The sequence below is a fragment of the Bradyrhizobium sp. AUGA SZCCT0283 genome, from assembly GCF_018130385.1.
In the GTDB taxonomy this organism is placed as follows: Bacteria; Pseudomonadota; Alphaproteobacteria; order Rhizobiales; family Xanthobacteraceae; genus Bradyrhizobium.
The window spans coordinates 136,430-161,224 of record NZ_JAFCLU010000015.1; the positions used below are offsets into that span (position 1 = coordinate 136,430).

Sequence of the window (24,795 nt, forward strand, 5' to 3'; positions counted from 1 at the left end):
GTGTCTTTCTTAGATATGCGGGTTTCGGGAAGGATCGAAGGCCGTCGTCACAACATCGTCGGCCACCTCTTTCAGCCTCTCGGTTACGCCCTCGGTGATCCGGCTGGCGTGACCGCCGAGATCGGCCTCGGAAACGCTTCTTGCCGCGGCATCCGCCGCCGACAGCACCGTGTCCTTGGCCGCCTCAAATCCGGATTGCGCTGCGGTGCTGGCCGCGCGCTTGACGCGGTCGCTGGCTTTGCCGGCCATGCGCGCCTCGGCTGTAGTGCTCGGAAGGGAAGCGGCAAGGATCGCACCGATTGCTATGCCGAGGCCGCCGATCAAGGCAGCGTTATCCCGGATCACCTTGCTTGCCGTCGCAGGAGCAGCTGTCGCGGCGTTCTTCGCCGTCAAGCGAGCACGCTCCATACTCTCCTTTGCCATCTCCGAAGCGGCGTCCATGCCGGACCTGACCTTGCCGGCGACGGCATCGGCAGCCTGCGTCGCACGGTCCCTCAGATCATCAGCCATTTCGCTCGCCGCATCTGCCATTTCGCCTGCGGTTTCCTGAGCTTCACTGGCCATACCGGCGGCCTGACGCTCGGCATGGGACATTGCTTTGCGCATACCGTCGCCGAGGGATTGCGCGCGTTCCGTTGCCTCGTCGATGACCTCCCTCGCTTTCTCAATTCCCGGCGCTGCCGCTTCCGCGGCGCGATCGCGAACCGTCTTCGAACTCAAGGCAAGGCCGGCGCCGATCATCAAGAGCGGCAGCGGGAAGCCGCGGGCCAGGCGCATCGCGGGCACGGCGATCGCGGTGCCGGCGGCGATTGCCCGCATCGGATTATCCATGGCTTGTTGCTTCAGCGCATCCAGCCAGCCGTGGGTCTTGTGACTGATGAAGCCGCTTACCTCAGCCTTGATGTTCTCCGGTGAGACCTTGTAGCGGATGTCTTCTGCGGTGTCGGCGATCTGTTCTCGCAATCGGTCGACGGTTGCCGCAAGCTGCGCGCGGCTTTGCTCGGAGTCCCGTCGTAGCTCCTCCACGGATCGTGTCATGTCGTCACCGCCTGTGCGTTCGTGTTGTTTTGAGAACGAACTCAGGCGCTATTGAATGGTTCCTAACGCTCCTCGCGCGCCGCTGGATTGCGCGCGTCATCGATCGCCTTCGTCAGTTCGGCGCCGAGCAGGAAAATCTGCGCGGAGTAGTAGACCCAGAACATCAGGACGATCAGCGCACCCGCGGCGCCATAGGTCGAGTTCGGGGCCGCCTGACCGAGGTACCATCCGATCAGCGACTTTCCGGCGGTGAACAGCAGGGCTGTGACAAAAGCGCCCAGCAGAAGATGGCGCCAGCAGATCGTCGTATCCGGCAGCACCCTGTAGATCGCTGCGAACAACAGCGTGAAGATGACGAGTGACACGACCGTGTTAAGCGCACTGAGCACGACCTGGCCGGCAGACCAGTGTTCCAGGGCCGACAGCCCGGCGCTCGCGGCCAGCGAGACGATCAGCATGAAGCCCAGTGCGGCGACGAGGCCGAGACTGGCTGCCCGGCTTCGGATCATCGAGAAGATTGGCTCGTCCGTCGATTTGGCCTTGAACGTTGCGTTCAATGCCGTGCGCATCTCGCCGAACACCCCGGATGCCGTTACCAGCACCGTGACGATGCCGACGGCGGTCGCGGTCGCACCGGACGTTGGATCGCTTGATCGCGCCAGGATGGATTTAATGAAGTCGGCGCCGGTCGGCCCCAACAACCGGCCGAGTTCCTCACTGATCGCGGCGCGAGCGGCGTCCTGACCGAACGCCAGGCCAGCGATCGCAACGACGATCAAAAGCACGGGTGCCAGAGACGTGGCGGCATAGAAGGCAATGGAAGCCCCCCGGCTCAAGGCGTCGTTGGCCACAAAGCCCGCGACGGCGGCCTTCAATATCCGCAAGAGTCTCATTGGCCTTCCGTGACCTCCTTGAAAGCGCAGCAAGCCCGCAGCGCTGCAACGGATGGAGTTCATGGAAGGTTTCCTTACCGCACCAAAACTCGTCGATAGACGGCGGCCAAGGCGCCCGACCGCCTGGCCTCGGTCGACGGGAAAATTCGCCCCGGTCGTTCCCGAGCACCATGGTCCTCCGCGGCAGGCATGGCGGCCGGCCGGGCCCGGGCCCCCTACCTCGCGTCCGTTAGTTTGACATGGCTCAACCGGTCCCTTGGCGTCGCCCCCTACCATTGCACTCTGTTTGCCGGAATGGCATTGAGCGGCAGTCGGACCGCTGCGGAAAACTCGACACTTGTCGGACGTGGGCTGAGAGCAATGAAGGTCGAGCTGGCACTTCCACCGTCGAAGCGGGATTTGCGGCTGGACCTGTTCCGCGGCCTCGCCAACTGGCTGATGTTCCTCGGCCATGTCTCCACCAGTGTGCTGGCCTGGTTCTCATTCCGAAATTACGGCTTCAGCGATGGCGCCGATCTGTTCGTGTTCATTTCCGGCTACACCTCGGCGCTCGTCTTCGGCAGACGAATGATCGAGGGCGGCTTCGTCTTCGGAACGACGAGGCTGTTACGCCGCGTGTGGCAAATCTACGCCGCCCACATCCTGCTGTTCGTGTTCTATCTGGCTTCCGTCCATTTGCTCTCAAACGGCTTCAACTCGCCCGATCTCGTCGACCGATTCAATGTTGCCCCGCTGTTGAACGCGCCGGTCGAAACCATCACGCAAGGGCTGTTGCTCCGCTACAAGCCGGTGAACCTCGACGTGCTGCCGCTCTACGTCGTCCTGATGGGCGCCTTTCCGCCGGTGCTCTGGCTGATGCTCAGGCATCGCAACTGGGTGATGCTGGGATCTGTATTGCTCTATCTCGCGGCCCGGCAATTCGGCTGGAACCTGCCCTCCTATCCGTCGGGCGTTTGGTATTTCAACCCGTTCGCGTGGCAGCTTCTTTTCGTGCTTGGCGCATGGCTGGCGGTGGGCGGAGCCAGTACGCTGCATTTCCTGGTACGCTCCAGGGCAGTCCTCGTGTTCGCGCTGGCTTATTTGCTCTTTGCGGCCGTCATGACGCTATCCGGACTGATACCGGAGCTTGAGAAGTTGTTTCCGCGCGCTCTGTTCGAAGCCTTCAACCCGAACGACAAGACCAATCTGGCGCCCTATCGGTTCCTGCATCTCGCCATCGTGATCATCCTGGGCGCGCGGTTCATACCGATCGATGCGGCAGGGCTCCAGGCTGTCATCTGGAAACCACTGATCAAATGCGGCCAGCAATCCCTCGAAGTGTTTGCCGTCGGCATCTACCTCGCGTTCATCGGGTATTTTATCCTGAAGACGACTTCTGACGGGATTATCGCTCAATTGCTGGTTGGAATCGCCGGCATCGCAATCATGACGGCCGTCGCCTATTATCGGTCGTGGTCGAAGCGCGTTGAAAAGACGGCCCATGCCCACGTTGGTCCGCCGAACGTGGACAAATCCCAGGCGACCGCCGGCGAGCAGGTTCGGCCGGCTGAACGAGCAGTTGTTGGCGTCGCATGATAACGCGGGACGATGCGGCGTATGGGTTGATCGCCCGACAGCCCCTGAGAGGGTCCACCGGTGCCGTCGAAAATCGGCTTAAGTATTTGATTTAGCTGGCAGGAGTGGCAGGGCTCGAACCTGCGACCCCCGGTTTTGGAGACCGGTGCTCTACCAATTGAGCTACACTCCTGCAGGGAACCGGCGCATGCGCCGCTTCGCGCCGTTTCAAGCATAGGGCATGCCCCGATTGCAAGGGCGAAGCTGCTTTGCGCCCTATCCAAAGCAGAGCTTCTCAGCCAAACTTTGTCCTCGCCACAACAACAAGAGCAATCGGGAGAAACCATGAACGCGCAGACCGCCGCCCGGCCAACATCCGCCCCCCGGACCCCTTCTCTCCCCGACGCCAAGCCGGAAACCATCGGGCTCTCGAGCGTCCGCCTGCAGCGCATGTCGGACGCCTTCAAGCGCGAGGTCGACAAGGGAACCCTGCCCGGCGCGACGGTCATGGTGGCGCGGCGCGGCCAAATCGGCTGGTTCGATGCGATCGGCCGCCAAAATCCTGCGGCAGCCACGCCGATGGCGCATGACAGCATCTTCCGCATCTTCTCGATGACCAAGCCGATCGTTTCCGTCGGCATCATGATGCTGGTCGAGGACGGCCACTTCGTCCTGGGCGATCCCGTCGCAAAATTCATTCCGGAATTTGCCGAGCAGAAGGTCGGCGTCGAGAACAACGGCAAGCTCGACCTGGTGCCGGTGAAGCGGCAGATGACCGTGCAGGATCTGCTGCGGCACACCTCGGGCCTGACCTACGACCACACCGGCAACAGCCTCGTCCAGCAGCTCTACCAGCAGTCGCGGCTGCGCAGCCGCAAGATCACCAACGCCGAGCACGCGACCATGATCGCCGGCATGCCGCTGATCTGCCAGCCCGGCGCTGAATGGAACTACAGCCGCTCGACTGACGTTTTGGGACGCATCATCGAAGTCGTTTCCGGAAAATCGCTCGGCGCGTTTCTCACCGAACGCATCCTGGCGCCGCTGCAGATGGCCGAGACCGCCTTCCATACCTCGGAAGCGAGTGCCGGCCGCCTCGCCGAGCCGTTCCCGACCGATCCCTGGAACGGCGACAAGGTGCAGCTCTTCAACATGCTGGAGAAGCCCGCGATGGAATCCGGCGGCGGCGGGATGGTCTCGACATCGATGGATTATGCGCGCTTCTGCCAGATGCTGCTCAATGGCGGCGCGCTCGACGGCAACAGGATCATCGGCCGCAAGACGCTGGAGCTGATGGCCTCAGATCATCTCTCCGCGAGCGTGAAGGTCGACTCGCCGCTGATGCCGCCCGGCCACGGTTTTGGGCTCGGCTTCGCTGTCCGCACCCACCGCGGCATCGCGCCGTTCCCGGGTTCGCTCGGCCAGTTCTTCTGGAGCGGCATGGCCGGCACGTTCTTCTTCATCGACCCCGCCGAGGACCTGTTCACGGTGTTCATGATGCAGGGCCCCGGCCAGCGCGAGTATATCCGCAACATGCTGCGGGATCTGGTGTACGCCGCGGTGGAGTGAAGCCTCGCGCCCTGGGACGCGAGATCAACTGATCGTCGCACCGCCGTCGATCACGATGGTCTGGCCGGTCATGAAGTCGCCGGCCTTCGAGCCCATCAGCACCGCGGCGCCCGCGATCTCGTCGGGCACGCCGATGCGGAGCAGCGGCGAGCGAGCAGTTGAGGCTTTCAGCGTTTCCGGATTGTCCCACAGCGCTTTCGCGAAATCGGTCTTGATCAAGCCGGGCGCGATGCAGTTCACGCGGATATTGTGCTTGCCGTATTCGCAGGCGAGGTTGCGCGCGAGCTGCATGTCGGCGGCCTTCGAGATCGCGTAGGCGCCGAGCACGGTCGAACCCTTGAGGCCGCCGATCGACGACACGATCACGATCGAGCCGTCCTTGCGCTCAATCATCTGCGGCACCACCATGTTGATCAGCCAGTTGTTGGCGACGATGTTATTGTCCAGGATTTTCCGAAACTGGTCGTCGGAAATGCCGCCGAGCGGACCGTAATAGGGATTGGACGCGGCGTTGCAGACCAGCACGTCGATCTTGCCGAACGCACGGTTGGATTCGTCGACCAGGTTCTGCAAATTTTCCTTGCTGGAAATGTTCGCCGCGATCGCGACCGCCGTCCCCTTGCCAAACTTTTCGTTGACCTCCTTGGTCACCTGATCGCAGACGTCCTGCTTGCGCGAGGAGATCACGACCTTGGCGCCGTGTTCGGCCATGCGCTCGGCGATGGCACGGCCGATGCCGCGCGTGGAGCCGGTGATGACGGCGACTTTTCCCGACATATCGAACAAGCTCATGTCTCTCTCCCCAATGTTGGTCCAGCGCGATGCCGGTTTCATCTTGAATTCGAACTAAGCAGCGTTTGTTGTCCTCGACAACTCGAGGCTCAAGCGAGTTTCGTCGCCGGCGGCTTCACTTCAGGCCCTGCCGGCTGATGCATCGCGTTGTGCGAAGCGTCCGCGATCCAGGGCTGCTGGTTGACCATCGGCAGCCGCCAGCCGGTGTAATTGGCGCTTGAGAGATGATCGAGCCGCGTCACCGAACAATTGTCGATGTCGAATGCGAGGCCCTGTCCGGGCAACCCGCCAAGTGCGAGGCCGACGGCCGCCCTGATCGTGCCGCCATGCGCGACGACGATGACGTCCCTGCCCGCCTGCTCGGCGTTGATGCTTTCGATGGCGGCGCAGACGCGGTTATAGAGGTCCATGAAACTCTCGCCGCCGGGCGCGGGCTGGTCGACAGCAGTAAGCCAGTGGCTGCCGACCGGCAGGCTCGCGTAAAATGCCGCGCGATTCATGCCCTGCAATTGGCCAAGATGCTGTTCGGCGAATGCGTTCACGTGCGGCATGTCTGACGGCCTGGGAAAGCCCGCGGCCCAGATCGCCTGCGCGGTCTGGTGCGTGCGCTTCAGATTGCTTGCATACCAGACCGCATTGCGCGGCAGGATCTTTCCGACCGCCTCGAACACCACGCGATCGCTGGTGTCGCAGCCCAGATCCTTCTGCCCGTAAATGCAGCCGCCATCCTCGCGAACCGGCGCATGGCGGACCCACCACCATCGCGTCGCAATTACCCGCGGTTTGTCTGGATTGGACATCGCCAAAGCCCTTCAATACTGTTCGTTGTCGCTGTACGTCAGAGTACTCGTCGCCTCAAGTGACTTTGGCAGCCAAAGATTCTTGAGCGTTGATTCTTGGGCGTTTGAAATCTTGTTTGAATTCCGCAAGGCGGCAGACGCCGACGCGCATAACACGATCAGGGAGAAGCTCATGGGCCGCCTCGAAGGCAAATCCGTCGTCATCACAGGTGCTGGAAGCGGCATCGGCCGCGCCGCGTCGGTGCTGTTCTCCAGGGAAGGGGCGAAGCTCGTCATCGTCGACCGCACCGAGGGCGTGAAGGAAACCGCCAAGCTCGTCAGCGATGCCGGCGGCACGGTCGAAGCCGTGATGGCAGATGCCGGTTCGGAGACCGACGTGAAGGCCTTCATCGACAAGGCAGTGGCGAAATACGGCAGGCTCGATGCGATCTGGGCCAATGCCGGCGTCAGCGGCGGACTGGTGCCGATTCCCGAGCAGACCGTCGAGCACTGGCAGGAAGTGTTGCGTATCAATTTGATCGGACCGTTCCTCGCGATCAAGCATTCGATGCCGCACATGATCAGGCAGAAGTCCGGCTCGATCGTCTGCACCGCCTCCGTCGCAGGGCTGAAGGCCGGCGCCAGCGGCCACCCTTACGGCGCCAGTAAGGCCGGCGTCATCAGCCTGGTGCAGACCACCGCCTATTCGCTGTCCGGCACCGGCGTGCGCATCAACGCGGTTTGCCCCGGCCTGATCGAAACCGGCATGACCAAGCCGGTGTTCGACCGCGCCAAGGAGCGCGGCACCCAGGACAAGATCGGCCAGCTCAATCCCCTGAAGCGCCCCGGCCAGCCGCACGAGCTCGCGGCGATGGGATTGTTCCTCGCCAGCGACGACGCCTCCTATGTCAACGGCCAGGCGATCCCGGTCGATGGCGGCCTCACCGCGTCGATGCCGTATACCGGAAAGCCGATCTGATTTTCGTCGGCTCATGATCACAACCCGTCGGGCGGAAAGCCGGATGATTCCGCCGCCAGCGCGCGGTGGCGGATGCGTTCGCGATAGAAGGCGTAGAGGCCGGACAGCACGATGATCGAGGCGCCCGTCACCATCATCGCATCGGGCACGTCGCCGAACACGAGATAGCCAAGCAGCATCGCCCACAGCAGCGCGGAATAGCGGAACGGCGCCACCGCGGAGATGTCGCCGGTGCGCAACGCCGTGATGATGCATTGGTAGCCGATCAGCAGCAGCACGGCGGCCAGCGCCTGCAGGCCAAGCGCGCCCGTCGATGGCGGCGTCCAGCCGCCGAGCGGAACCAGGATGACGCCGCCGGCGGCGGTCACGGTCACGGTGGTCAACAGGGTGATGAACAGTGACGGAATCTGCGCGGGGATCTTTCTCGTCGCGAGATCGCGCAGCGCGCAGAAGGCGACCGACACCAGCGCGAACAGCGAATACTGGCTGAAGCCGGCAAGCCCCGGCCGCACGATGATGAGCACGCCGATGAAGCCGGCCACGATCGCCGACCAGCGCCGCCAGCCGACCGGCTCGCCAAATAACACCGCGGCGCCGAGCGTGATGGCGAGCGGTAGCGCCTGGAAGATCGCCGAGGTGTTGGCGAGCGGCAGATGCACGACCGCCGCCATGAACGAGATGGTGCCGCCGATTTCGCCGAACACCCGCAGCGCCACCGGCTTTTGCATCAGCGTGCGCAGCGGCCGCAATGCGCCTTGATGCCACGCGAACGCCGCGACCAGCACGATCGCAAACAGCCCGCGCACCAGCATCACCTGGCCGAAGTTCATCTCGGACGACACCACTTTGGTGATGGAGTCGTTCGTGGTGAACGCCGCCATGGACACCGCCATGAGCAGGCTACCGCGGATATTCGGGGAAAGTGCCAATTCGTTAGGTCGCGCCGGCCTTCTGCGCGTATTCCCACGATGCCTTCGACAGCGGCACGGTGCGCGCCGCCGACTCGAGCGCCTTGGCGTTGGCCGCGGTGCCGTCGCGAACGCGCCCGGCGATGCCTTGCGTGATGCCGGCCAGGCGGAACAAATTATAGGCAAAATACCAGTTCAGGTCCGGGACGGCGCTGCCGGTGACGTTGCAGTAGATCTGCGCGGCCTCTTGCAGGCTCGGAATGTTGAGCGCCTTGAGATCGGCATTGGCGAGACCCGGCATGGTCCACTGCATCAACAGATAGGTGAAGTCGGCCATGGGATCGCCGAGCGTCGACAGTTCCCAGTCCAGCACCGCCTGCACGCGCGGTTCCGTCGCATGGAAAATCATGTTGTCGAGGCGGTAGTCGCCGTGGACGATCGAGGCGCGCGCCTGCGCCGGCACGGTCTTCGGCAGCCATTCGGCGAGCTTCTCGAATTCCGGAATGTGCTGCGTCTCGGAGGCGCGGTATTGCTTGGTCCAGCGATCGACCTGACGGGCGAAATAATTGCCCGGCTTGCCGAAATCGCCGAGCCCGATTTTTTCGGGATCGAAGACGTGAAGCTTGGCCAGCGTCTCGATCTTGCTGGTGAAGATCTTGCGCCTGTTGTCCGGCGTCTGGCTCGGCAGCGTCGGATCCCAGAACACCCGGCCCTCTTCCATCGACATGATGTAGAAGGCGGCGCCGATCACGGCATCGTCGGTGCATAGCGCATAGGCCTTGGCGACCGGAAAGCCCTGCTTGCCAAGCGCTGCAATGACGCGGAACTCGCGATCGACCGCATGCGCGGACGGCAGCAGTTTGCCGAACGGTTTTCGGCGCATCACGTACGAGCGAGCGGGCGTCTCGAGCTTGTAGGTGGGGTTTGACTGGCCACCCTTGAACTGCAGGACGCTCAGCGGCCCCTGATAACCCTCGACATGCTCGCGCATCCAGCCATCGAGGCTCACCTCGTTGATGCGATGACGCTCCTCGACTTCCTTGGTGCCCGAGAACTCTTCGTCTTTCCTGACGCCGTCCGCCACGATGACGCTCCCTCAAATTTCTTCTTGAACCTTGGGGAGCGCCATCAGAGCGTTCCCGTTAATGCGTAGCGTTTGCATACTTCCGAAGTTCAAGTCTGGCAATGGCGCGGTTATGGACCTCGTCGGGACCATCAGCCAGGCGCATGGTGCGCATGGAGGCATAGTCCCGCGCCAGGCCGGCATCGTCGGAAACGCCGGCGCCGCCGAACGCCTGAATGGCGTTGTCGATGATCTTCAGCGCCATGTTCGGCGCCGCCACCTTGATCATGGCAATCTCGAGCTGCGCGGTCTTGTTGCCGACCTTGTCCATCATGTCGGCGGCCTTGAGGCACAGCAGGCGATTCATCTCGATATCGGTGCGGGCTTCCGCGATGCGCTGTTCCCAGATCGAATGCTCGATGATCTTCTTGCCGAAGGCGGTGCGCGACGACAGCCGGCGTACCATCTTCTCCAGCGCCTCTTCGGCCTTGCCGATGGTGCGCATGCAGTGATGGATGCGGCCCGGACCGAGACGGCCCTGCGCGATCTCAAAGCCCCTGCCCTCGCCGAGCAGGATGTTCTCCTTGGGAACGCGGACGTTCTCCAGCAGCACCTGGGCGTGGCCGTGCGGGGCATCGTCGTAGCCGAACACCGGCAGCATTTTTTCGACCTTGATGCCGGGGGTGTCGAGCGGAACGATGATCTGCGACTGCGCCTGATGCTTGGCTGCCTTCGGATCGGTCTTGCCCATCAGGATCGCGACCTTGCAGCGGGGATCGCCGACGCCCGACGACCACCATTTGCGGCCGTTGATGACGTAATGATCGCCATCCTTTTCGATGCGGGTTTCGATATTGGTCGCGTCCGACGACGCCACGGCCGGTTCCGTCATCAGGAAGGCGGAGCGGATTTCACCGTCCATCAGCGGACGCAGCCATTTGCGCTTCTGCTCCTTGGAGGCATACCGCATGAACACTTCCATGTTGCCGGTATCGGGTGCGGAGCAGTTGAACACTTCCGAGGCCCAGCCGATGTGGCCCATCTCTTCGGCAAGCGGTGCGTATTCGAGATTGCTCAATCCCGCGCCGCGGAATTCGTCGTCCTCATGCGACGACGGCGGGATGAACATGTTCCAGAGGCCTTCGGCGCGCGCCTTCTTCTTCAGCTCTTCCAGGACCGGGATCACCTTCCAGCGAGGACCTTCCTCGTCCTGCTTCTTGTAGATCGGCACCGCCGGGCGGACATGCGTATTCATGAACGCCTGCACGCGGTTGAGCCATTCTTTCTGGCGGTCTGACATATTGAAGTCCATGGGACGCTCCTCACCTTCAGCTTCTGAAATCGTTGGGCCGCACTGTCCGCCCGCCTCGCATTCGCCGCAAGGCATTTTGCGGCTTCGCTGATGAGGGAGATGGTACGGATCGGGCCGGAAATGCGACACGTTCGCAAACGTGAATTGACTTTTCCAGCTCTTCAAACGATAGTTTCATACAACTGTTTGAATTGCAACTCCCCGAACGGGACCCAGCCATGTCGAGCGATCGGACCCGGTCCGCCATCCTTGCCGCCGCCGAACGGCTTTATGCCGATCGCGGCTTCGGAGACGTGACGCTGCGCGACATCGTCGCCGAAGCGAACGTCAATCTCGCCGCGGTGAATTATCATTTCGGTTCCAAGGACGAATTGATCGCGGAACTGTTCGTCACCCGCAGCCTCGCCACCAACCGCGAGCGGCTCAACGAGCTGAAGGCTGCCGAGGAAAAGGGCGGCGGCCACGCGCCGATCGACGCCATTTTGCACGCGCTGGTGGGCCCTACCCTGCGCGGCTGCCTTGGCCCCGACCGCGAAGGCTCGACGGCGGCGCGCTTCATGATCCGCGCCTCGATTGAATCGGTGCCGCCAATCCGCCGCATCAAGAACCGCGAGGTCGATCATTTGCGGAAATTCATCGCCGCGATGCGCCGTGCGATGCCCGGCCGCGACGACGCCGATCTCTATTGGGGCCTGCACTTCGCGCTCGCGATGTCGCATCACACCATCCGGGAAAAAGAGCGGCTGACGAAATTGTCGGAAGGACGATGCGACCTCAACGACGTCCAGGCGATCATCGACCGCGTGGTTTCGGTCTCGGTGATGGCGCTCACGGGCGGCGAGACGCCGGCAAAGAAGGCGCCCGGAAAAGTGGTGGCGCGCGAAGCGCGGTGAGGCAACTTCTCCACGTCATTGCGAGCGAAGCGAAGCAATCCATCGCTCAGCGCGGGGATGTGGATTGCTTCGTCGCTTCGCTCCTCGCAATGACGGCTGGACATACATTCGCCTTCTCGCGACATGAACTGCCCGAGGTTTGCATCTTCTTTCGCCCTCTTGATCAGAGGGCGCAGGGAAGACCGGGTGCACGCCGCACCCGCGGTCTCGCGTGCCAATGCACACGGCAAAAGCGCACACGAGCATACAGGTTCGGCGGAAACACTCCGGCCTTCCCTGCGCAATGGCTTTACGGCTTACTTCGAGCTCTCCCCGGTGAACGGCTCTTTTGCCACCGTCGCCACGCAGGAAATCAATCTTGCGCAACTTGACGCCAGCACCGCGGCGTCAGGACCACACGACTTCGCCGTACGCGATAGGCCACACACGTCAGTCGCAGCTCTCGCGTCCATCGCATCTCACCGCACGTTCGTGACGATGGCCAACGCCCCTCATCCGCCGTGAGACGGGCGGAGTTATGCGACTGATTTGCGTGAGAACGAAAGCGGAATATTTTTGAGTCCCGGGCTTGACACGATTTCTGAAAATCAGAAGTGATTTGCCCGTCGTGCCAATTGGTCGCGGGTTAACGCGACGTACCCGCCATCCGTCCGCAATAATCCCCCGCATGGTGGGCACACTTCCGCCTTCGCTCGATGAGCCAAGGCGGACCGTCTCCGCAAGTCGCGCTATGGATTGCTCGCTGCGCTCGAAATAACGATGTGGGGGCATCATGCTCCTTTGCCCACTCTACGCGGCTTACATCAAGGCGACGCAATCGATCTCGATATCGAACGGCGCGAACCATTCCGGGACGCAGACGAAGATGCGCGCCGGCGGATCTTCCGGAAAATAGCGCGCGTAGATCGCGTTGACGGCGGCGAAGTGGCGTGCCGAGGTGCAGTAAACATTGCACTTCATGACATTCTGCAGCGATGTGCCCGCAGTCTCCAGGCACAGTTTCAATTGCTCGAGGACGAGTTCGGTCTGACGCTCGATCGGGCCGGCGAAGAGCACGCCGGTATCGGGATCGAATGGCGGCAGGCCGGAAACGAACACCATGCCGCCGCCGCGCGTCACCGGCGAGACCGACGCGTTCCGCTTCGCAAGCCAGGACGACATCGGCTCGACGCGAATGACTTCCCGCTTCATCGTTGCGCCTCTCGAACGGACCGATCGAGGGTGCAGACTAGCGCAATCCGGCGCCAACATGCTTCGATTATGATGGAAGTGTCGATGTCGAGATCAGACGATCTTCTTTTCCTTCAGCGCTTCCACCTTGGCGTCGTCATAGCCGATCGTCGCCAGCACATCCTTGGTGTCCGCGCCCAAGAGCGGCGGGGCGCGATAGTCCTTTACCGGGGTGCCGGAGAAGGTGATGGCATTGCGGATCAGCGACAGGTCGGGCTGCAGGGGATGATCGACCTTGACCTGCATGCCGCGCGAGCGGACATGCGGATCGGCGAACACCTGCGCGAAATCGTTGATCGGGCCCGAGGGGACGCCGGCCTTCTCCAGCTCTTCCAGCCAATAGGGGACCGGCTTCTTCAGGAACAATCCGGCGAAGATCGCCATGATTTCCTTGCCGTGGACGACGCGGTCGTTGTTTTTGACGAAACGCGGATCGGTCGCGAGCTCGGGCGCGCCGAGCACGGCGCAGGTGCGCTGGAACTGGCCGTCATTGCCGACCACCAGCATCAACTCGCCGTCGGTGCAGCGGAACACGCCGGCCGGCATGCCGCCATTGCCCCAGGTGCCGCGCCGCGGCGGGGTCTGCCCGTTGACGAGAAAGATCTGCGCGTAATGCGACAACGAGGCGATCACGGTGTCGAACAGGCAAACGTCGACATGCTGCCCCTCCCCGCCATTGGCCTTGCGGTGATAGAGCGCGGCCAGAATGCCGATCGAGGAGTTCATGCCGGTCATGTAGTCGACGATGGAGGGACCGACCTTCATCGGGCCCGCGCCGGGCTCGCCGTCGAGATGGCCGGTGACGCTCATCAAGCCACCCATCGCCTGCAGGATCGCGTCGTAGCCGGCGCGCGGCGCGTAAGGCCCGGTCTGGCCGAAGCCGGTCACCGAGCAGTAGATGATGCCGGGGTTGATGGCCTTGATCGATTCATAATCCAGCCGGTAACGCTTGAGATCGCCGACCTTGTAATTCTCCATCATCACGTCGCAGGATTTGGCCAGATCACGGACAATGTCCTGCCCTTCCGGCGTCGCGATATTGACGGTGACCGATTTCTTATTGCGGTTGGCGCAGAGATAGAACGAGTTGTTGTTGTTCGCCTTGCCCTCGGGATCCCTGAGGTAAGGCGGGCCGAAGGCGCGCGCGTCGTCGCCGCCGCCGGGGCGTTCGATCTTGATCACCTCGGCACCGAGATCGGCCAGCATCTGCGCCGACAAGGGGCCTGCAAGCACCCGCGTCAGGTCGAGAATTTTGATGCCCGAAAGTGGCAGAGCCGACATGAACTTCCTCCGAATTTTTTGGCGTGGTCGCGCGGGAACGTGTCCGGGCGCTGCGAAGCCAAGCCGATACACTATTTTATGTGATTGAGCCCTGCATTACCGGCATGACGCCATCCGTTCGGCGCCCGCTTTACGCGCAGGTGGCCGAACGAGCCGTGGGTTTTCGGGGTCTTGATAAGGAAGCGGATGCGGCATTCCAGGCAGGGGGAACAGCCTGGACATCCCAGAAGCACGACGGCCCGCCGAAGCGGGCCGTCTTATCGTCAAACCGAGTTACCAGCCGGCCTCATTACCTGTGGGTGCCGGCCTTGGTGCGGCTGGCCCGCCACTCCAGGAATTCGCGATACAGGGGATCGCGGTCCTGCGGGGCAAGGGCGGCGGCCGGTGCAGCAACCGGAGCCGGCTGCGGTAGCGCGGCGCCTGATGCCGCGGCCGCGCCCGCGGGCAGCGGCATGTTGCGATCGAGCCATTCCTGCGCCGCCTTGAAGCGCGTCCAGCCCGACACCGTCGCACGTGGCGCCATTTCCTTCCACTTCGGATGGAACGGCGGCCGCTGCAACTGCGCGACCTTGTCGAACATGGTGTCCACCAGAAGCGACAGGCGGCGGTAGCGGTCGCTGTTCGGCGCCCAGTTATACGACGCCAGCACGGCTTCGGCGGCGACCGTCTCGACGTAGCCACCCTCCGCCACCAGGCCCGGGTAGTCCGCCGACGAAAGCTTGGACGGCAGATATTCCTCTTGCAGCGGCTTGGCATAGTCGACCGGCACCAGATGCAGATTGCGGTCGTTGATCTGATTCAGCCATTGCAACGGCTTGCCCTCGATCGCCACGATCGCGTCGACCTCACCCTTGCGCAGCATGTCCACCGCCAGCCGCGGCTCTTGATAGATCAGATGCGGCCTGATCCCGAGCCGGTCGAACACGTTGATCGCCGTCACGAAGGTCGAGCTGTCGGGCAAATCGACCACCACGGTCTTGCCGTCGAGCTCCCGCATGCTGGTAATCGTCCTCGGCGCCAGGACGTGCATCTCCTCGTTGAACATCTTGGCCACATAGACAAACTGGTTGCGGATGTCCTTGGCGAAGTCCTTGCGGTCGAGATAGGCGAGCGTGTCCTTGCGCACGATACCGGCGTCGACGCCCCGCAGCAGCAGAATATCCGCCACCGCCTGCACCGATCCACGGCCCATCACCGGCAGGATGCGCAGCGCCGTGCCGTTGTCGAGCACGGAGGCAAGATCGGCACCGACCTGGGCGTAGGTAGAGCCGAACGAGCCGGTCATCAGGCTCACGGTGTTGGCGTTGAGCTGGTTCGCCAGATCGCGCTTGGTGGCGGTGCCGTACTTGAAGATGGTCTTGAAGGAATCGCTGACGGCGCCGGCATCGACACCGCTTCGCACCGGGCCGAAGTGCTGCCATTGGCCGTTGGTGAAGCGCATCATCCGCATCTGCTCGATTGGCGCATGGTCGGACGGGCTGGTGTTGATCTGAATGCCCTGCACCATCATGGGAAGCTGGATACCTTTGAGCAAACGGGCCTGCCTCATGATGTTCTCGCGCGACAGGTCGTCGCCGCAGTTCTTCAGGACCTCGACCGTCAACTTGCCGACCAGATAGCCGAGGACGGCCTGGCCGTTGGTCTTGCTCACGCTCGGGACATAGCGCGCCATGAAGGCGCTCCATTCCCGGAACACCGCGTCGCCGGCCGACGCCGCGTCTTCGCCCTCGAGCCTGTATGCAGCCGACAACAGGCCTTCCGCATTTTGCGGGCCCGCCGGCTGAATCACGGCCGAGTACGAATTGGCGATCGAGGCGGCGAAATGGGTCGGCCTCCAGCCGAGTTCGGCGGTTCGCCGGATCGCCATGATCGCGAATTTTGGCGTGGTGAACTCAATGAATACGTCGGCGCCGGAGGCCTTGAGCTTGGCGAGCTGCGCATCGATATTGGTGTCCGTGACCTTGTATGGAGCCTCGGCCACGATCGCAATCTTGCCACCCAGGCCGTCCTTCAGGCCCTTCAAATATTCCTTGCCCATCCCATCCTCCTGATAGAGGACGGCGACCTTGCTGCGGGGATGGTTCTCCAGCAGATACTGCGCAAAAATTTGCGCTTCAGCCGTGTAGGTCGGCAGGAAGCCTATGGTCCAGGGAAACTCGTGCGGCTGGTCCCAGGCCGCCGCACCCGACAAGGCAAAAAGTTGCGGGACCTTTTTTGAGTTCAAATAGGGCTGGATCGCGGCGTTCGTGTTCGTGCCGATGGTCCCCAGGGCGAGGAGAACGTTGTCCTCCTCGACCAGCTTGCGGGTCATCGCCATGGTTTTGGTGGGCTCGTAGGCGTCGTCATAGGTGATCATATTGACCTTGCGGCCGTTGATACCGCCTTCGGCGTTGATCTTGTCCAGATACGCCGCGATGACCTTGGCGATAACGCCGTAGGCGGAGGCCGGACCGGTATAGGGCGCGGTGTTGCCGATCCGGATCTCGTTGGCGCCCGGGCTCGCCGCCAGGCCCTGCCCGAAAGCCGGCCCCGCCATCGCGGCCAGCACCAGTGCCGTTGCAGCGCCGCGCCGAGGCGCAGTGAAAAGCCGGCGCAATGCGTCACGGGCCACAGACCCGGACAATTGCACCGCCCAACGAGTATCGATCAAAGCCCGCATCTGCCTGCACCCCTAGAGCAATAAACCTGCGATTTTTCGAGCAGCGAGACGGATAACGTTTCAGCCCTACTCGCTGACATTGTGTCTCAATCGGATTGATTTTGTGTCAAGGCCAGTCGTTTACCAGAGCGCGGTTAGTCGATTGTGTGTTCTGCCGCGACAATGCAGCACATTAGCGTTACCGAATCGGGACTCGGTTGAGCCCGCGGATGTCGATTCGTCCTATGGTTGTAAACACGATACGCGTTGCGCCGCCGCTCAGCCCTGAAAGCACGACGGCCCGCCGAAGCGGACCGTCTTGTCGTCAAACCGTGTTACCGGCCGATCCGATTACCTGTTGGTGCTGGCCTTGGCGCGGCTGGCCCGCCACTCCAGGAATTCGCGATACAGGGGATCCTGCGGGGCAAGTGCTGCGGCCGGAGCAGACGGCGACAGTGCGGCGCCAGAGGCCGCCGACACGGCCGCGCCCGCCGGCAGCGGCATGTTGCGATCGAGCCATTCCTGCGCCGCCTTGAAGCGCGTCCAGCCCGACACCGTCGCACGCGGCGCCATTTCCTTCCACTTCGGATGGAACGGCGGCCGCTGCAACTGGGCGACCTTGTCGAACATGGTGTCTACCAGAAGCGACAGGCGGCGGTAGCGGTCGCTGTTCGGCGCCCAGTTATACGACGCCAGCACGGCTTCGGCGGCGACCGTCTCGACGGAGCCGCCCTCCGCCACCAGATTCGGGTAGTCCGCCGACGAAAGCTTGGACGGCAGATACTCCTCTTGCAGTGGCTTGGCATAGTCGACCGGCACCAGATGCAGATTGCGGTCGTTGATCTGGTTCAGCCATTGCACCGGCTTGCCCTCGATCGCCACAATCGCGTCGACCTCGCCCTTGCGCAGCATGTCTACCGCCAGCCGCGGCTCTTGATAGATCAGATGCGGCCTGATCCCGAGCCGGTCGAACACGTTGATCGCCGTCACGAAGGTCGAGCTGTCGGGCAAGTCGACCACCACGGTCTTGCCGTCGAGTTCTCTTATGCTGGCGATCGACTTCGGCGCCAGCACATGCATTTCCTCGTTGAACATCTTGGCCACATAGACAAACTGGTTGCGAATGTCCTTGGCGAAGTCCTTGCGGTCGAGATAGGCGAGCGTGTCCTTGCGCACGATACCGGCGTCGACGCCCCGCAGCAGCAGGATATCCGCCACCGCCTGCACCGATCCGCGGCCCATCACCGGCAGGATCCGCAGCGCCGTGCCGTTGTCGAGCACGGAGGCAAGATCCGCTCCCATCTGGGCATAGGTAGAGCCGAACGAACCGGTCATCAGGCTCACGGTGTTGGCGTTGAGCTGGTTCGCCAGATCGCGCTTGGTGGCGGTGCCGTACTTGAAGAGAGTCTTGAAGGACTCGCTGACGGTGCCCGGATCGATGCCGCTTCGCACCGGTCCAAAGAACTGCCAGTGGCCGTTGGTGAATCGCATCATCCGCATCTGCTCGATCGTCGCGTGGTCGCTCGCGCTGGTGTTGATCTGGATGCCCGGCACCATCATGGGAATCTGCAAGCCCTTGATCGAGCGGGCCTGCTTCATGATGTTCTCGCGCGAGAAATCGTCACCGCAGTTCTTCAGGACTTCGATAATGAGCCTGGAGTTCAGATAGCCGTAGACGGCCTGGCCGTTCGACTTGCTGACGCTCGGAACATAGCGCTCCATGAAGGCGCTCCATTCGCGGAACGCCGCGGGGCCGGCGCCCTGCGCATCCTCACCCTCCACCCGGTACATGGCCGACATAATGCCTTCGCCGTTTTCCAGGCCCGCCGGGGCCATCACGGCCGACACCGATTCAGACACCGAGGCGAGGAAATGCACCGGCTTCCAGCCGATTTCGGCATTTCGCTTGATCGCCATGGTAGCGAATTTCGGCGTGGTGAATTGCATGAAGATGTCGGCGCCCGAGGCCTTGAGCTTGGCGATCTGGGCGTCGATGCTGGTGTCGGTCACCTTGTATGCCGCCTCGGCCACGATCGGAACCTTGCCGCCGAGGCCGTCCTTCAGGCCCTTGACGTAGTCCTTGCCGAAACCGTCGTCCTGATAGAGCACCGCGATCTTGCTGCGCGGATGGTTCTCCAGGATATATTGCGAATAGATGTGCGCTTCGGTCTGGTAGCTGGGCAGGAAGCCCATGGTCCAGGGGAACTCGCGCGGCTGGTCCCACATCGAGGCGCCCGAGGCGACGAAGAGCTGCGGGATCTTCTTCGAGTTCAGATAGGGGTGGACTGCCTGGCTCGTGTTGGTGCCGAGGCTCGCCAATATAAAGAGAACATTGTCTTCCTCGACGAGCTTGCGGGTCGCCTCCATCGTCTTGGTCGGATTGTAGGCGTCGTCATAGGAAATGAAATTGATCTTGCGGCCCCTGATGCCACCCTCGGCGTTGACCTTGTCGAAATAGGCCGCCATGACCTTGCCGATCACGCCATAGGCGGAAGCCGGACCGGTATAGGGCATGGTATTGCCGATCCGGATCTCGTTGTCGGCCGGCCCCGCAAGCGCCCGCTCGGTCAGCGCCGGCGCCGCCATCGCAGCCAGCATCAGCGCCGTTGCCGCGTTGCGCCGGGGCGCGGTGAAAAGCCGGCGCATGGCCTCTCCTGTCCGAAACCGGGACAATTGCCCGATTCGCGGACGAGTAACGTCGATCGCAGTCATTGCAGGTCCCCCCTGTGAGCCCAGATTTTTTTTAAAATTATTTGAACGCGTGATGCGAGCGGGCAGCATTTCAACCCTACTCGCCTACTCGCCGACAATGTGTCTGAATCGGATTGATTTTGTGGCGACTCCACGCGTTCCGTAAGGCATGGTTAATCACCGCGCATTTCACCCTCAGAAATGCCCAGAAATTGACGTCAACGCATCACCGCGCGATCGCCCCCACCACCGAGCCGAGCGCAATGACGGCGGCCAGTGCTACGAGGGCGCCGACGATGCCGACCATAACGATGTCGCGGTAGCTGTCCCGGTGCGTCGATCCGCAGACCGCGAGCAACGTGACCACCGCGCCATTGTGCGGCAGGCTATCGAGCGTGCCTGCACCGATCACCGCGACGCGGTGCAGCAGCGCGGGATCAAGTCCTATCTCCGCCGCGCGCGTCATATAGGTCGCCCCGAGCGCGTCGAGCGCGATGGTCAACCCACCCGACGCCGAGCCGGTGAGGGCCGCGAGCACGTTGGTGGCGACTGCCAGCGATACCAACGGTCCTCCGCCGATGCCGAGCACGGCGTCGCGCACCACGGTGAAAGCAGGCATCGCCGCCACCACGGCGCCGAAGCCAACCAGGCTTGCCACGCTCATCGCCGGCAATACCGAAGCGTTGGCGCCAGCGTCCATGGTCGCGCGCAGGTCCGGCAGTCGTCGATGGCTGACCGCGAGCACGGTCAGAATCGCGCAGGCAAGCGCCGTGATCACGGCCCACACGCCACCGACAGCGGCGAGCGACGTCCCGCCCCAGCGGGCTTCGGCGAGAAAACGGGTGTCAAGTGCCGGCAGGATCAGCAACGACATCGCGAGATTGACGGCAATGACCATGACAAGGGGCAGCGCGGCGAACATGGCCGGAGGCGGCACGTCGGTCGTCTCGCCATGCCCGATCTCCGCCGGATCGAACTCGCGCGCGGTGGTGGCGCGTTCGCGTAACTTTCCGTCGGCGGCGAGACGGTCGGACGGCATCGGCGCGCCCTCGCCAAAGCCTTCGCCGTTCCTCCTTGCGATCGCCTTCTGGCGATTGAGCCACCACAGGCCGAAGCCAAACATGATCAGCGATGCCAGGATACCGAGGCCGGGCGCAGCAAAGGGCGTGGTGCCGAAGAACGGCATCGGTATCGCGTTCTGGATCGACGGCGTGCCAGGCAGTGCCGACATGGTGAAGGTCGAGGTGCCGAGCACGATGGCCGCCGGCATCAGACGCCGCGGGATGCCGGCCGCACGAAACAGCTCCTGCGCCATCGGCGCCAGCACGAAGAAGGCGACGAACAGACTGACGCCGCCATAGGTGACGAGCGCGCCGGCGAGCACGACCGCCAGCACCGCCCGCTGCGGGCCGAGCCGGTCGGTCATGAAGCTCGCGATCGCGGCGACCGATCCGCTGTCCTCCATCAGCTTGCCGAACAGCGCGCCAAGCAGAAACAGCGGAAAGAACTGCGCCAGGAAGCCTGCTGCACTGACCATGAAGGTCTGGGTCCAGTGGGCGAGCAGCGGCTCGCGGGAGAACAGCGCGGCAATCAGGGCCGCGAGCGGCGCCAGCAGCAGCACGCTCCAGCCCCGGAAGGCGAACGCGATCAAAAGGCCGAGCCCGATCAGGATGCCGAGAAGCCCTGACACCGTCATGACCTCAGCATTCCGCCAGCAGCGCGTCGAGATCGGTCGTGGATTGCTTGCCGATATCCTCGCCGTGGGCGTCGAGGAATGCGTCGGCGCTCTTGCGGCCCTCTTCTTTCAGCAGCGAGACGAACGCCCACTCGGCGTTCATCTTCGACGACGCACCGAAGTCCGCGAGCGCGTCGGTCATGATCCGGTGTGTGCGCATTCCGGCCCAGCGCGCGCCCTCGCCGTGTCCGGGGTCCGCCACCTGGCGCAGCAGCGCCATCATGCGCAATTCCTTCATCAGCGGCGAGTTGAAGGAAATCTCGTTGAGCCGGTTGAGGATCTCGTTTGCCGTGCGCGGCAGGTCTTGCCGTTCGCGCGGATTTATCTGCACCAGAATGGTATCGTGCGCATCGCTTTCGCGGACCAGCGGCGTAAGGGTCGGATTACCGGCATAGCCGCCGTCCCAATAAGGTTCGCCGTCGATCTCGACCGCATGGAACATGGTCGGCAGGCAGGCCGAGGCAAGCAGGACGTCGGCGGTGATCTCCTTGTTGCGGAAGATGTGGCCGCGGCCGGTCCGCACATTGGTCGCGGTGACGAACAGCCTGATCGGTGCGCGGGCCAGCCGATCGAAATCGATGCTCTCGTCGAGTATTGAACGCAGCGGGTTGAGACCGAGCGGATTGAGATCATAGGGCGAAACCACGCGGGCCATCAGGTCCATGGCGACATAGGCGGGCGACGTGTCGAGCGTCCAGCGGCCCATCAGGCGGTCGAGCGGCGAGCGCTGCAGCGGGCTGAACGCCGCAGCCTGCGACACGCGCCGCCAATAGGTATCGAGCGCGGCCCGCGCGCCTTCGGCGCCGCCTTGCGTCCATCCGTCCGCCATCAGGGCTGCATTCATCGCGCCCGCCGACGTGCCGGAGATCGCCTCGATCCGCAGCCACGGCTCCTCGATCAGCCGATCGAGCACGCCCCAGGTGAACGCGCCGTGGGAACCGCCGCCCTGCAAGGCGAGGTCCACAAGAACCGGCTCGCGCGCTGTTTTGTCCATCGTCATCCTCCTCGGCCGGAGATGAAACGACACCTTGGGTCAGGGCGAGCCCACAATGCCTCGTCTCGCCCCTTCGTACGATCGACGCAGCAGCGCGAACAGGCTGCCGCCCGTCGCCGCGCCCAGGAGGTAGGCGACGGCGACCAGCAGCGCGAGCGGCACGCGGGCATTGAAGCCGAGGAAGGACATGGTGACGATCTCGAAGTTCTGCAGCGCGAAAACGATCGTCGCGGCGGCGAACAGAATGATGACGGCGAGGTAGATCCAGCGCATGGGAACCTCCTGATCGTCGATCAACCGCGTGGCGCGCAGGTCCGCCGCCACCACCAGCTCAACGAACGCGGCGCAGGCCGAAGCCCAATCCGAGCCAGCCAGCGCCGGCCATGATGAGATCGATGCCAAGGAACAGGCCGAGAATATAGAGGCTCGAGACCGGCCATCGCGCCAAAATCAAGAGGCCGAGCAGCAGCGTGATCACACCGGACAGCACCACCCAGATCCATGGCGTTTCCCGTTTCATGCTGAAGGCCAGGAAGATCCGCATGATGCCCGAGGCCACCAGCGATGCACCGAGAATGAGGGTGAGCAGCACGGCCGCGAGCAGCGGATTCTGGAACGTGACGAAGCCGGCGACAATGTAGAGCGCACCGAGCAGGACCCAGAGCAGGAATTTGCCCCAGCTCTTGATCTGGAAGGCGCTGAACACTTCGGCGACGCCGGCGATGATCATCATCACACCGACGATGAGGACGCTCGCGACGGTAGCCATCATAACGCTGCCGAGCGCGATAAACCCGGCGATGAGATAGACGACGCCGAGTGCGATGATCCAGCCCGACTTGGCGCGGAGCGGCGCTGTATCCGAACTGGCTTGGGGATCTCCTATCGTGCCTGAAGTATTGGTCATGACGGTCCTCCGATGTGAAAACCTATCCGACGTTCGTCTCCAAGGGATGGAAGATAATAGCAGAATTGGAAGAGGTATTCAGTCGAATTACACGGGACCACACCTGACGGTTGTCAGAATGAGATCGAGAGTTGTGGACTAAGTCACTGAAATTGCTTGGAGCGGGTGAAGGGAATAGCCCCCCCTCGGCGTGGCAGACAGCCGCCCAGGCGCTCATGACAGCACGCCAAAGCGTGACGTCTCTAGCCGAGATCGCAATGCCCGCGGCGATCAATGGCCCCCAAGCAGGTGTTCGATCCGAATGCGAAAAGGACGCATGGGGTGAGCGGTGGAAAGAAGATCCCTGGCGCAAAAAGCCCGGCACAAGGCCGGGCGTTTCGCAACCAATAGCGCTGGATCAGAACTTGTAGCTCAAACCCGCGCGCAACGTGTGAATCTGGGTATCGCCCCAGCTGAAGCGAACCGGAAATGCGGGGAACACCGCACTATTGAAGAGCGAGGACGCGCCGTCGAATCTGTAATAGAGATACTCACCACGCAGCAACCAGTTCTGCGACAGCGCCCATTCAGCGCCAGCGCCTGCCACCCAGCCGGTTTTGGTCTCATTCAACGAGACGTTCGCAAGATACGTGAGGCTGTTGTTGTTGAACCGGCCATTATAGTCGATGTCGGCGACGGCCAAGCCACCGGTGGCATAGAGCATGAACGACGGCGTCGCCAGCAGCCCGACCCGAGCCCTGAAGCTGGCGAGCCAATTGACGTCACGGCTCAAGGTGGTGCTTGCCGGAGGAGCCGGGGCGCCGCCGAAGAAGTTAACCCCCTGCGTTTGCGACTCGCCAATACTCGTCGATGTCCAATCGGCCTCAACGCCGAGCAGCCACTGCGGCGCGAATTGCCAGTTGTAGCCCAGGTGAACACCGCCGACGAAACCGTCGCCTTTGAGGTTGCGAGCAACGGGGTCTGCGTTGAAGGCGGCCGGCGACGGCAGCGGATCCCAGCGCGCATCAGTGTCGCCCCAGCCGTAACCGGCATGCCCGCCGATGTAGAAGCCGGACCAGCTAAAAACCGGCGCCGCCATGATTGGCGCCTTTGTCGGCATCCGCATATCGGCCGCGGAGGCGGCTGCCGTGCCGCCGATGATCATTGCTGCCCCCAGAATCAACTTTCTCATATCAAAATCAACTTTCCCAAATCCAATTTCCGGAGGATGCGAACTCGATGGATAAAAATAGACTATTCCGAGCCAACATCATGTCACCCAAAAACCACATTGGAACTCGAAATGCGCAGCACAAGCTTTACAGCATGACCTCGACCCGAGAGGCGGTCCGCCGCTTGTTCAACGTCGAGCACGACCGCGCCGGCAAAAACCGATCGCGGAATTCTGCTGGGCTGTACTTGAAAAGTTTGGAGCGGGTGAAGGGAATCGAACCCTCGTATTCAGCTTGGAAGGCTGCTGCTCTACCATTGAGCTACACCCGCGCTGGTGTTGAACTAACACGCCGTGCAGGCGCCCTCAACCCGCCCCGCCGACCCCCG

20 protein-coding genes and 2 tRNA genes are annotated in these 24,795 nt (G+C 62.8%); 4 read left to right on the forward strand and 18 right to left on the reverse strand.

Going from position 1 to position 24,795, the window contains the following annotated elements; all coding sequences use genetic code 11:
- Positions 1 to 9: 9 nt before the first annotated feature.
- Positions 10 to 1,038 (reverse strand): DUF3618 domain-containing protein, encoded by a 1,029-nt coding sequence (locus JQ624_RS21355; RefSeq protein ID WP_212420866.1) that lies wholly within the window; start codon positions 1,036 to 1,038, stop codon positions 10 to 12.
- Between the two features lie 62 nt (positions 1,039 to 1,100).
- A complete protein-coding gene (locus JQ624_RS21360; RefSeq protein WP_212420867.1) occupies positions 1,101 to 1,931 on the reverse strand; it encodes a YihY/virulence factor BrkB family protein in 831 nt (276 codons plus the stop codon).
- Positions 1,932 to 2,291: 360 nt separating this feature from the next.
- Here JQ624_RS21360 and JQ624_RS21365 point away from each other — a divergent pair, with 360 nt between their 5' ends.
- Complete coding sequence (locus tag JQ624_RS21365) at positions 2,292 to 3,506, forward strand: OpgC domain-containing protein (protein WP_212420868.1); 1,215 nt, start codon at positions 2,292 to 2,294, stop codon at positions 3,504 to 3,506.
- A gap of 96 nt (positions 3,507 to 3,602) precedes the next feature.
- Here JQ624_RS21365 and JQ624_RS21370 read toward each other — a convergent pair.
- Positions 3,603 to 3,678: transfer RNA gene (locus JQ624_RS21370), tRNA-Trp, on the reverse strand.
- 152 nt (positions 3,679 to 3,830) lie between these two features.
- Here JQ624_RS21370 and JQ624_RS21375 point away from each other — a divergent pair.
- Positions 3,831 to 5,054, forward strand: coding sequence for a serine hydrolase (locus JQ624_RS21375; RefSeq protein WP_212420869.1), 1,224 nt, complete (start codon positions 3,831 to 3,833; stop codon positions 5,052 to 5,054).
- Between the two features lie 24 nt (positions 5,055 to 5,078).
- Here JQ624_RS21375 and JQ624_RS21380 read toward each other — a convergent pair whose 3' ends face one another.
- Together JQ624_RS21380 and JQ624_RS21385 are read right to left on the reverse strand one after the other, a co-directional pair.
- Entirely contained in the window at positions 5,079 to 5,846 is a 768-nt protein-coding gene (locus JQ624_RS21380) for an SDR family NAD(P)-dependent oxidoreductase (protein WP_212420870.1), read from the reverse strand.
- Positions 5,847 to 5,935: 89 nt separating this feature from the next.
- The gene (locus tag JQ624_RS21385) at positions 5,936 to 6,646 is read right to left on the reverse strand and encodes a histidine phosphatase family protein (protein WP_212420871.1); all 711 of its coding nucleotides are present in this window, start codon (positions 6,644 to 6,646) and stop codon (positions 5,936 to 5,938) included.
- A 172-nt stretch (positions 6,647 to 6,818) separates the two neighbouring features.
- Here JQ624_RS21385 and JQ624_RS21390 point away from each other — a divergent pair, with 172 nt between their 5' ends.
- Positions 6,819 to 7,604 carry an SDR family NAD(P)-dependent oxidoreductase gene (locus JQ624_RS21390; RefSeq protein ID WP_212420872.1) on the forward strand — a complete coding sequence of 262 codons (786 nt, stop codon included), beginning with the start codon at positions 6,819 to 6,821 and terminating at the stop codon, positions 7,602 to 7,604.
- A 17-nt stretch (positions 7,605 to 7,621) separates the two neighbouring features.
- Here the strand turns inward: JQ624_RS21390 and JQ624_RS21395 are convergent, their stop codons facing one another.
- The 3 genes from JQ624_RS21395 to JQ624_RS21405 are packed head-to-tail and all read right to left on the reverse strand — an operon-like array spanning position 7,622 to position 10,887.
- Positions 7,622 to 8,533, reverse strand: a complete 912-nt coding sequence (locus JQ624_RS21395) for a DMT family transporter (protein ID WP_212420873.1) — start codon at positions 8,531 to 8,533, stop codon at positions 7,622 to 7,624.
- A gap of 4 nt (positions 8,534 to 8,537) precedes the next feature.
- Positions 8,538 to 9,596, reverse strand: a complete 1,059-nt coding sequence (locus JQ624_RS21400) for a phosphotransferase family protein (RefSeq protein WP_212420874.1) — start codon at positions 9,594 to 9,596, stop codon at positions 8,538 to 8,540.
- Between the two features lie 58 nt (positions 9,597 to 9,654).
- Positions 9,655 to 10,887 carry an acyl-CoA dehydrogenase family protein gene (locus JQ624_RS21405; RefSeq protein WP_212420875.1) on the reverse strand — a complete coding sequence of 411 codons (1,233 nt, stop codon included), beginning with the start codon at positions 10,885 to 10,887 and terminating at the stop codon, positions 9,655 to 9,657.
- Between the two features lie 218 nt (positions 10,888 to 11,105).
- Here JQ624_RS21405 and JQ624_RS21410 point away from each other — a divergent pair, with 218 nt between their 5' ends.
- Positions 11,106 to 11,780 carry a TetR/AcrR family transcriptional regulator gene (locus JQ624_RS21410; RefSeq protein WP_212420876.1) on the forward strand — a complete coding sequence of 225 codons (675 nt, stop codon included), beginning with the start codon at positions 11,106 to 11,108 and terminating at the stop codon, positions 11,778 to 11,780.
- Between the two features lie 798 nt (positions 11,781 to 12,578).
- Here the strand turns inward: JQ624_RS21410 and JQ624_RS21415 are convergent.
- The 10 genes from JQ624_RS21415 to JQ624_RS21460 form a co-directional block, all read right to left on the reverse strand.
- Complete coding sequence (locus JQ624_RS21415) at positions 12,579 to 12,971, reverse strand: RidA family protein (protein ID WP_212420877.1); 393 nt, start codon at positions 12,969 to 12,971, stop codon at positions 12,579 to 12,581.
- Positions 12,972 to 13,064: 93 nt separating this feature from the next.
- Positions 13,065 to 14,291 (reverse strand): CaiB/BaiF CoA-transferase family protein, encoded by a 1,227-nt coding sequence (locus JQ624_RS21420; protein WP_212420878.1) that lies wholly within the window; start codon positions 14,289 to 14,291, stop codon positions 13,065 to 13,067.
- Positions 14,292 to 14,580: 289 nt separating this feature from the next.
- Positions 14,581 to 16,941, reverse strand: coding sequence for an ABC transporter substrate-binding protein (locus JQ624_RS21425; RefSeq protein ID WP_312014460.1), 2,361 nt, complete (start codon positions 16,939 to 16,941; stop codon positions 14,581 to 14,583).
- A 339-nt stretch (positions 16,942 to 17,280) separates the two neighbouring features.
- Entirely contained in the window at positions 17,281 to 19,575 is a 2,295-nt protein-coding gene (locus JQ624_RS21430) for an ABC transporter substrate-binding protein (RefSeq protein WP_212420880.1), read from the reverse strand.
- Positions 19,576 to 19,846: 271 nt separating this feature from the next.
- Entirely contained in the window at positions 19,847 to 21,316 is a 1,470-nt protein-coding gene (locus JQ624_RS21435) for a GntP family permease (protein WP_212420881.1), read from the reverse strand.
- A 4-nt stretch (positions 21,317 to 21,320) separates the two neighbouring features.
- Entirely contained in the window at positions 21,321 to 22,349 is a 1,029-nt protein-coding gene (locus JQ624_RS21440) for a patatin-like phospholipase family protein (RefSeq protein ID WP_249129966.1), read from the reverse strand.
- 39 nt (positions 22,350 to 22,388) lie between these two features.
- A complete protein-coding gene (locus tag JQ624_RS21445) occupies positions 22,389 to 22,673 on the reverse strand; it encodes a hypothetical protein (RefSeq protein WP_312014461.1) in 285 nt (94 codons plus the stop codon).
- A 7-nt stretch (positions 22,674 to 22,680) separates the two neighbouring features.
- On the reverse strand, positions 22,681 to 23,256 hold the full coding sequence (locus tag JQ624_RS21450; RefSeq protein WP_212420883.1) for an HdeD family acid-resistance protein: 576 nt from the start codon (positions 23,254 to 23,256) through the stop codon (positions 22,681 to 22,683).
- A gap of 397 nt (positions 23,257 to 23,653) precedes the next feature.
- A complete protein-coding gene (locus JQ624_RS21455; protein ID WP_212420884.1) occupies positions 23,654 to 24,400 on the reverse strand; it encodes an outer membrane protein in 747 nt (248 codons plus the stop codon).
- Positions 24,401 to 24,664: 264 nt separating this feature from the next.
- Positions 24,665 to 24,738, reverse strand: a tRNA-Gly gene (locus tag JQ624_RS21460).
- Positions 24,739 to 24,795 lie beyond the last annotated feature (57 nt).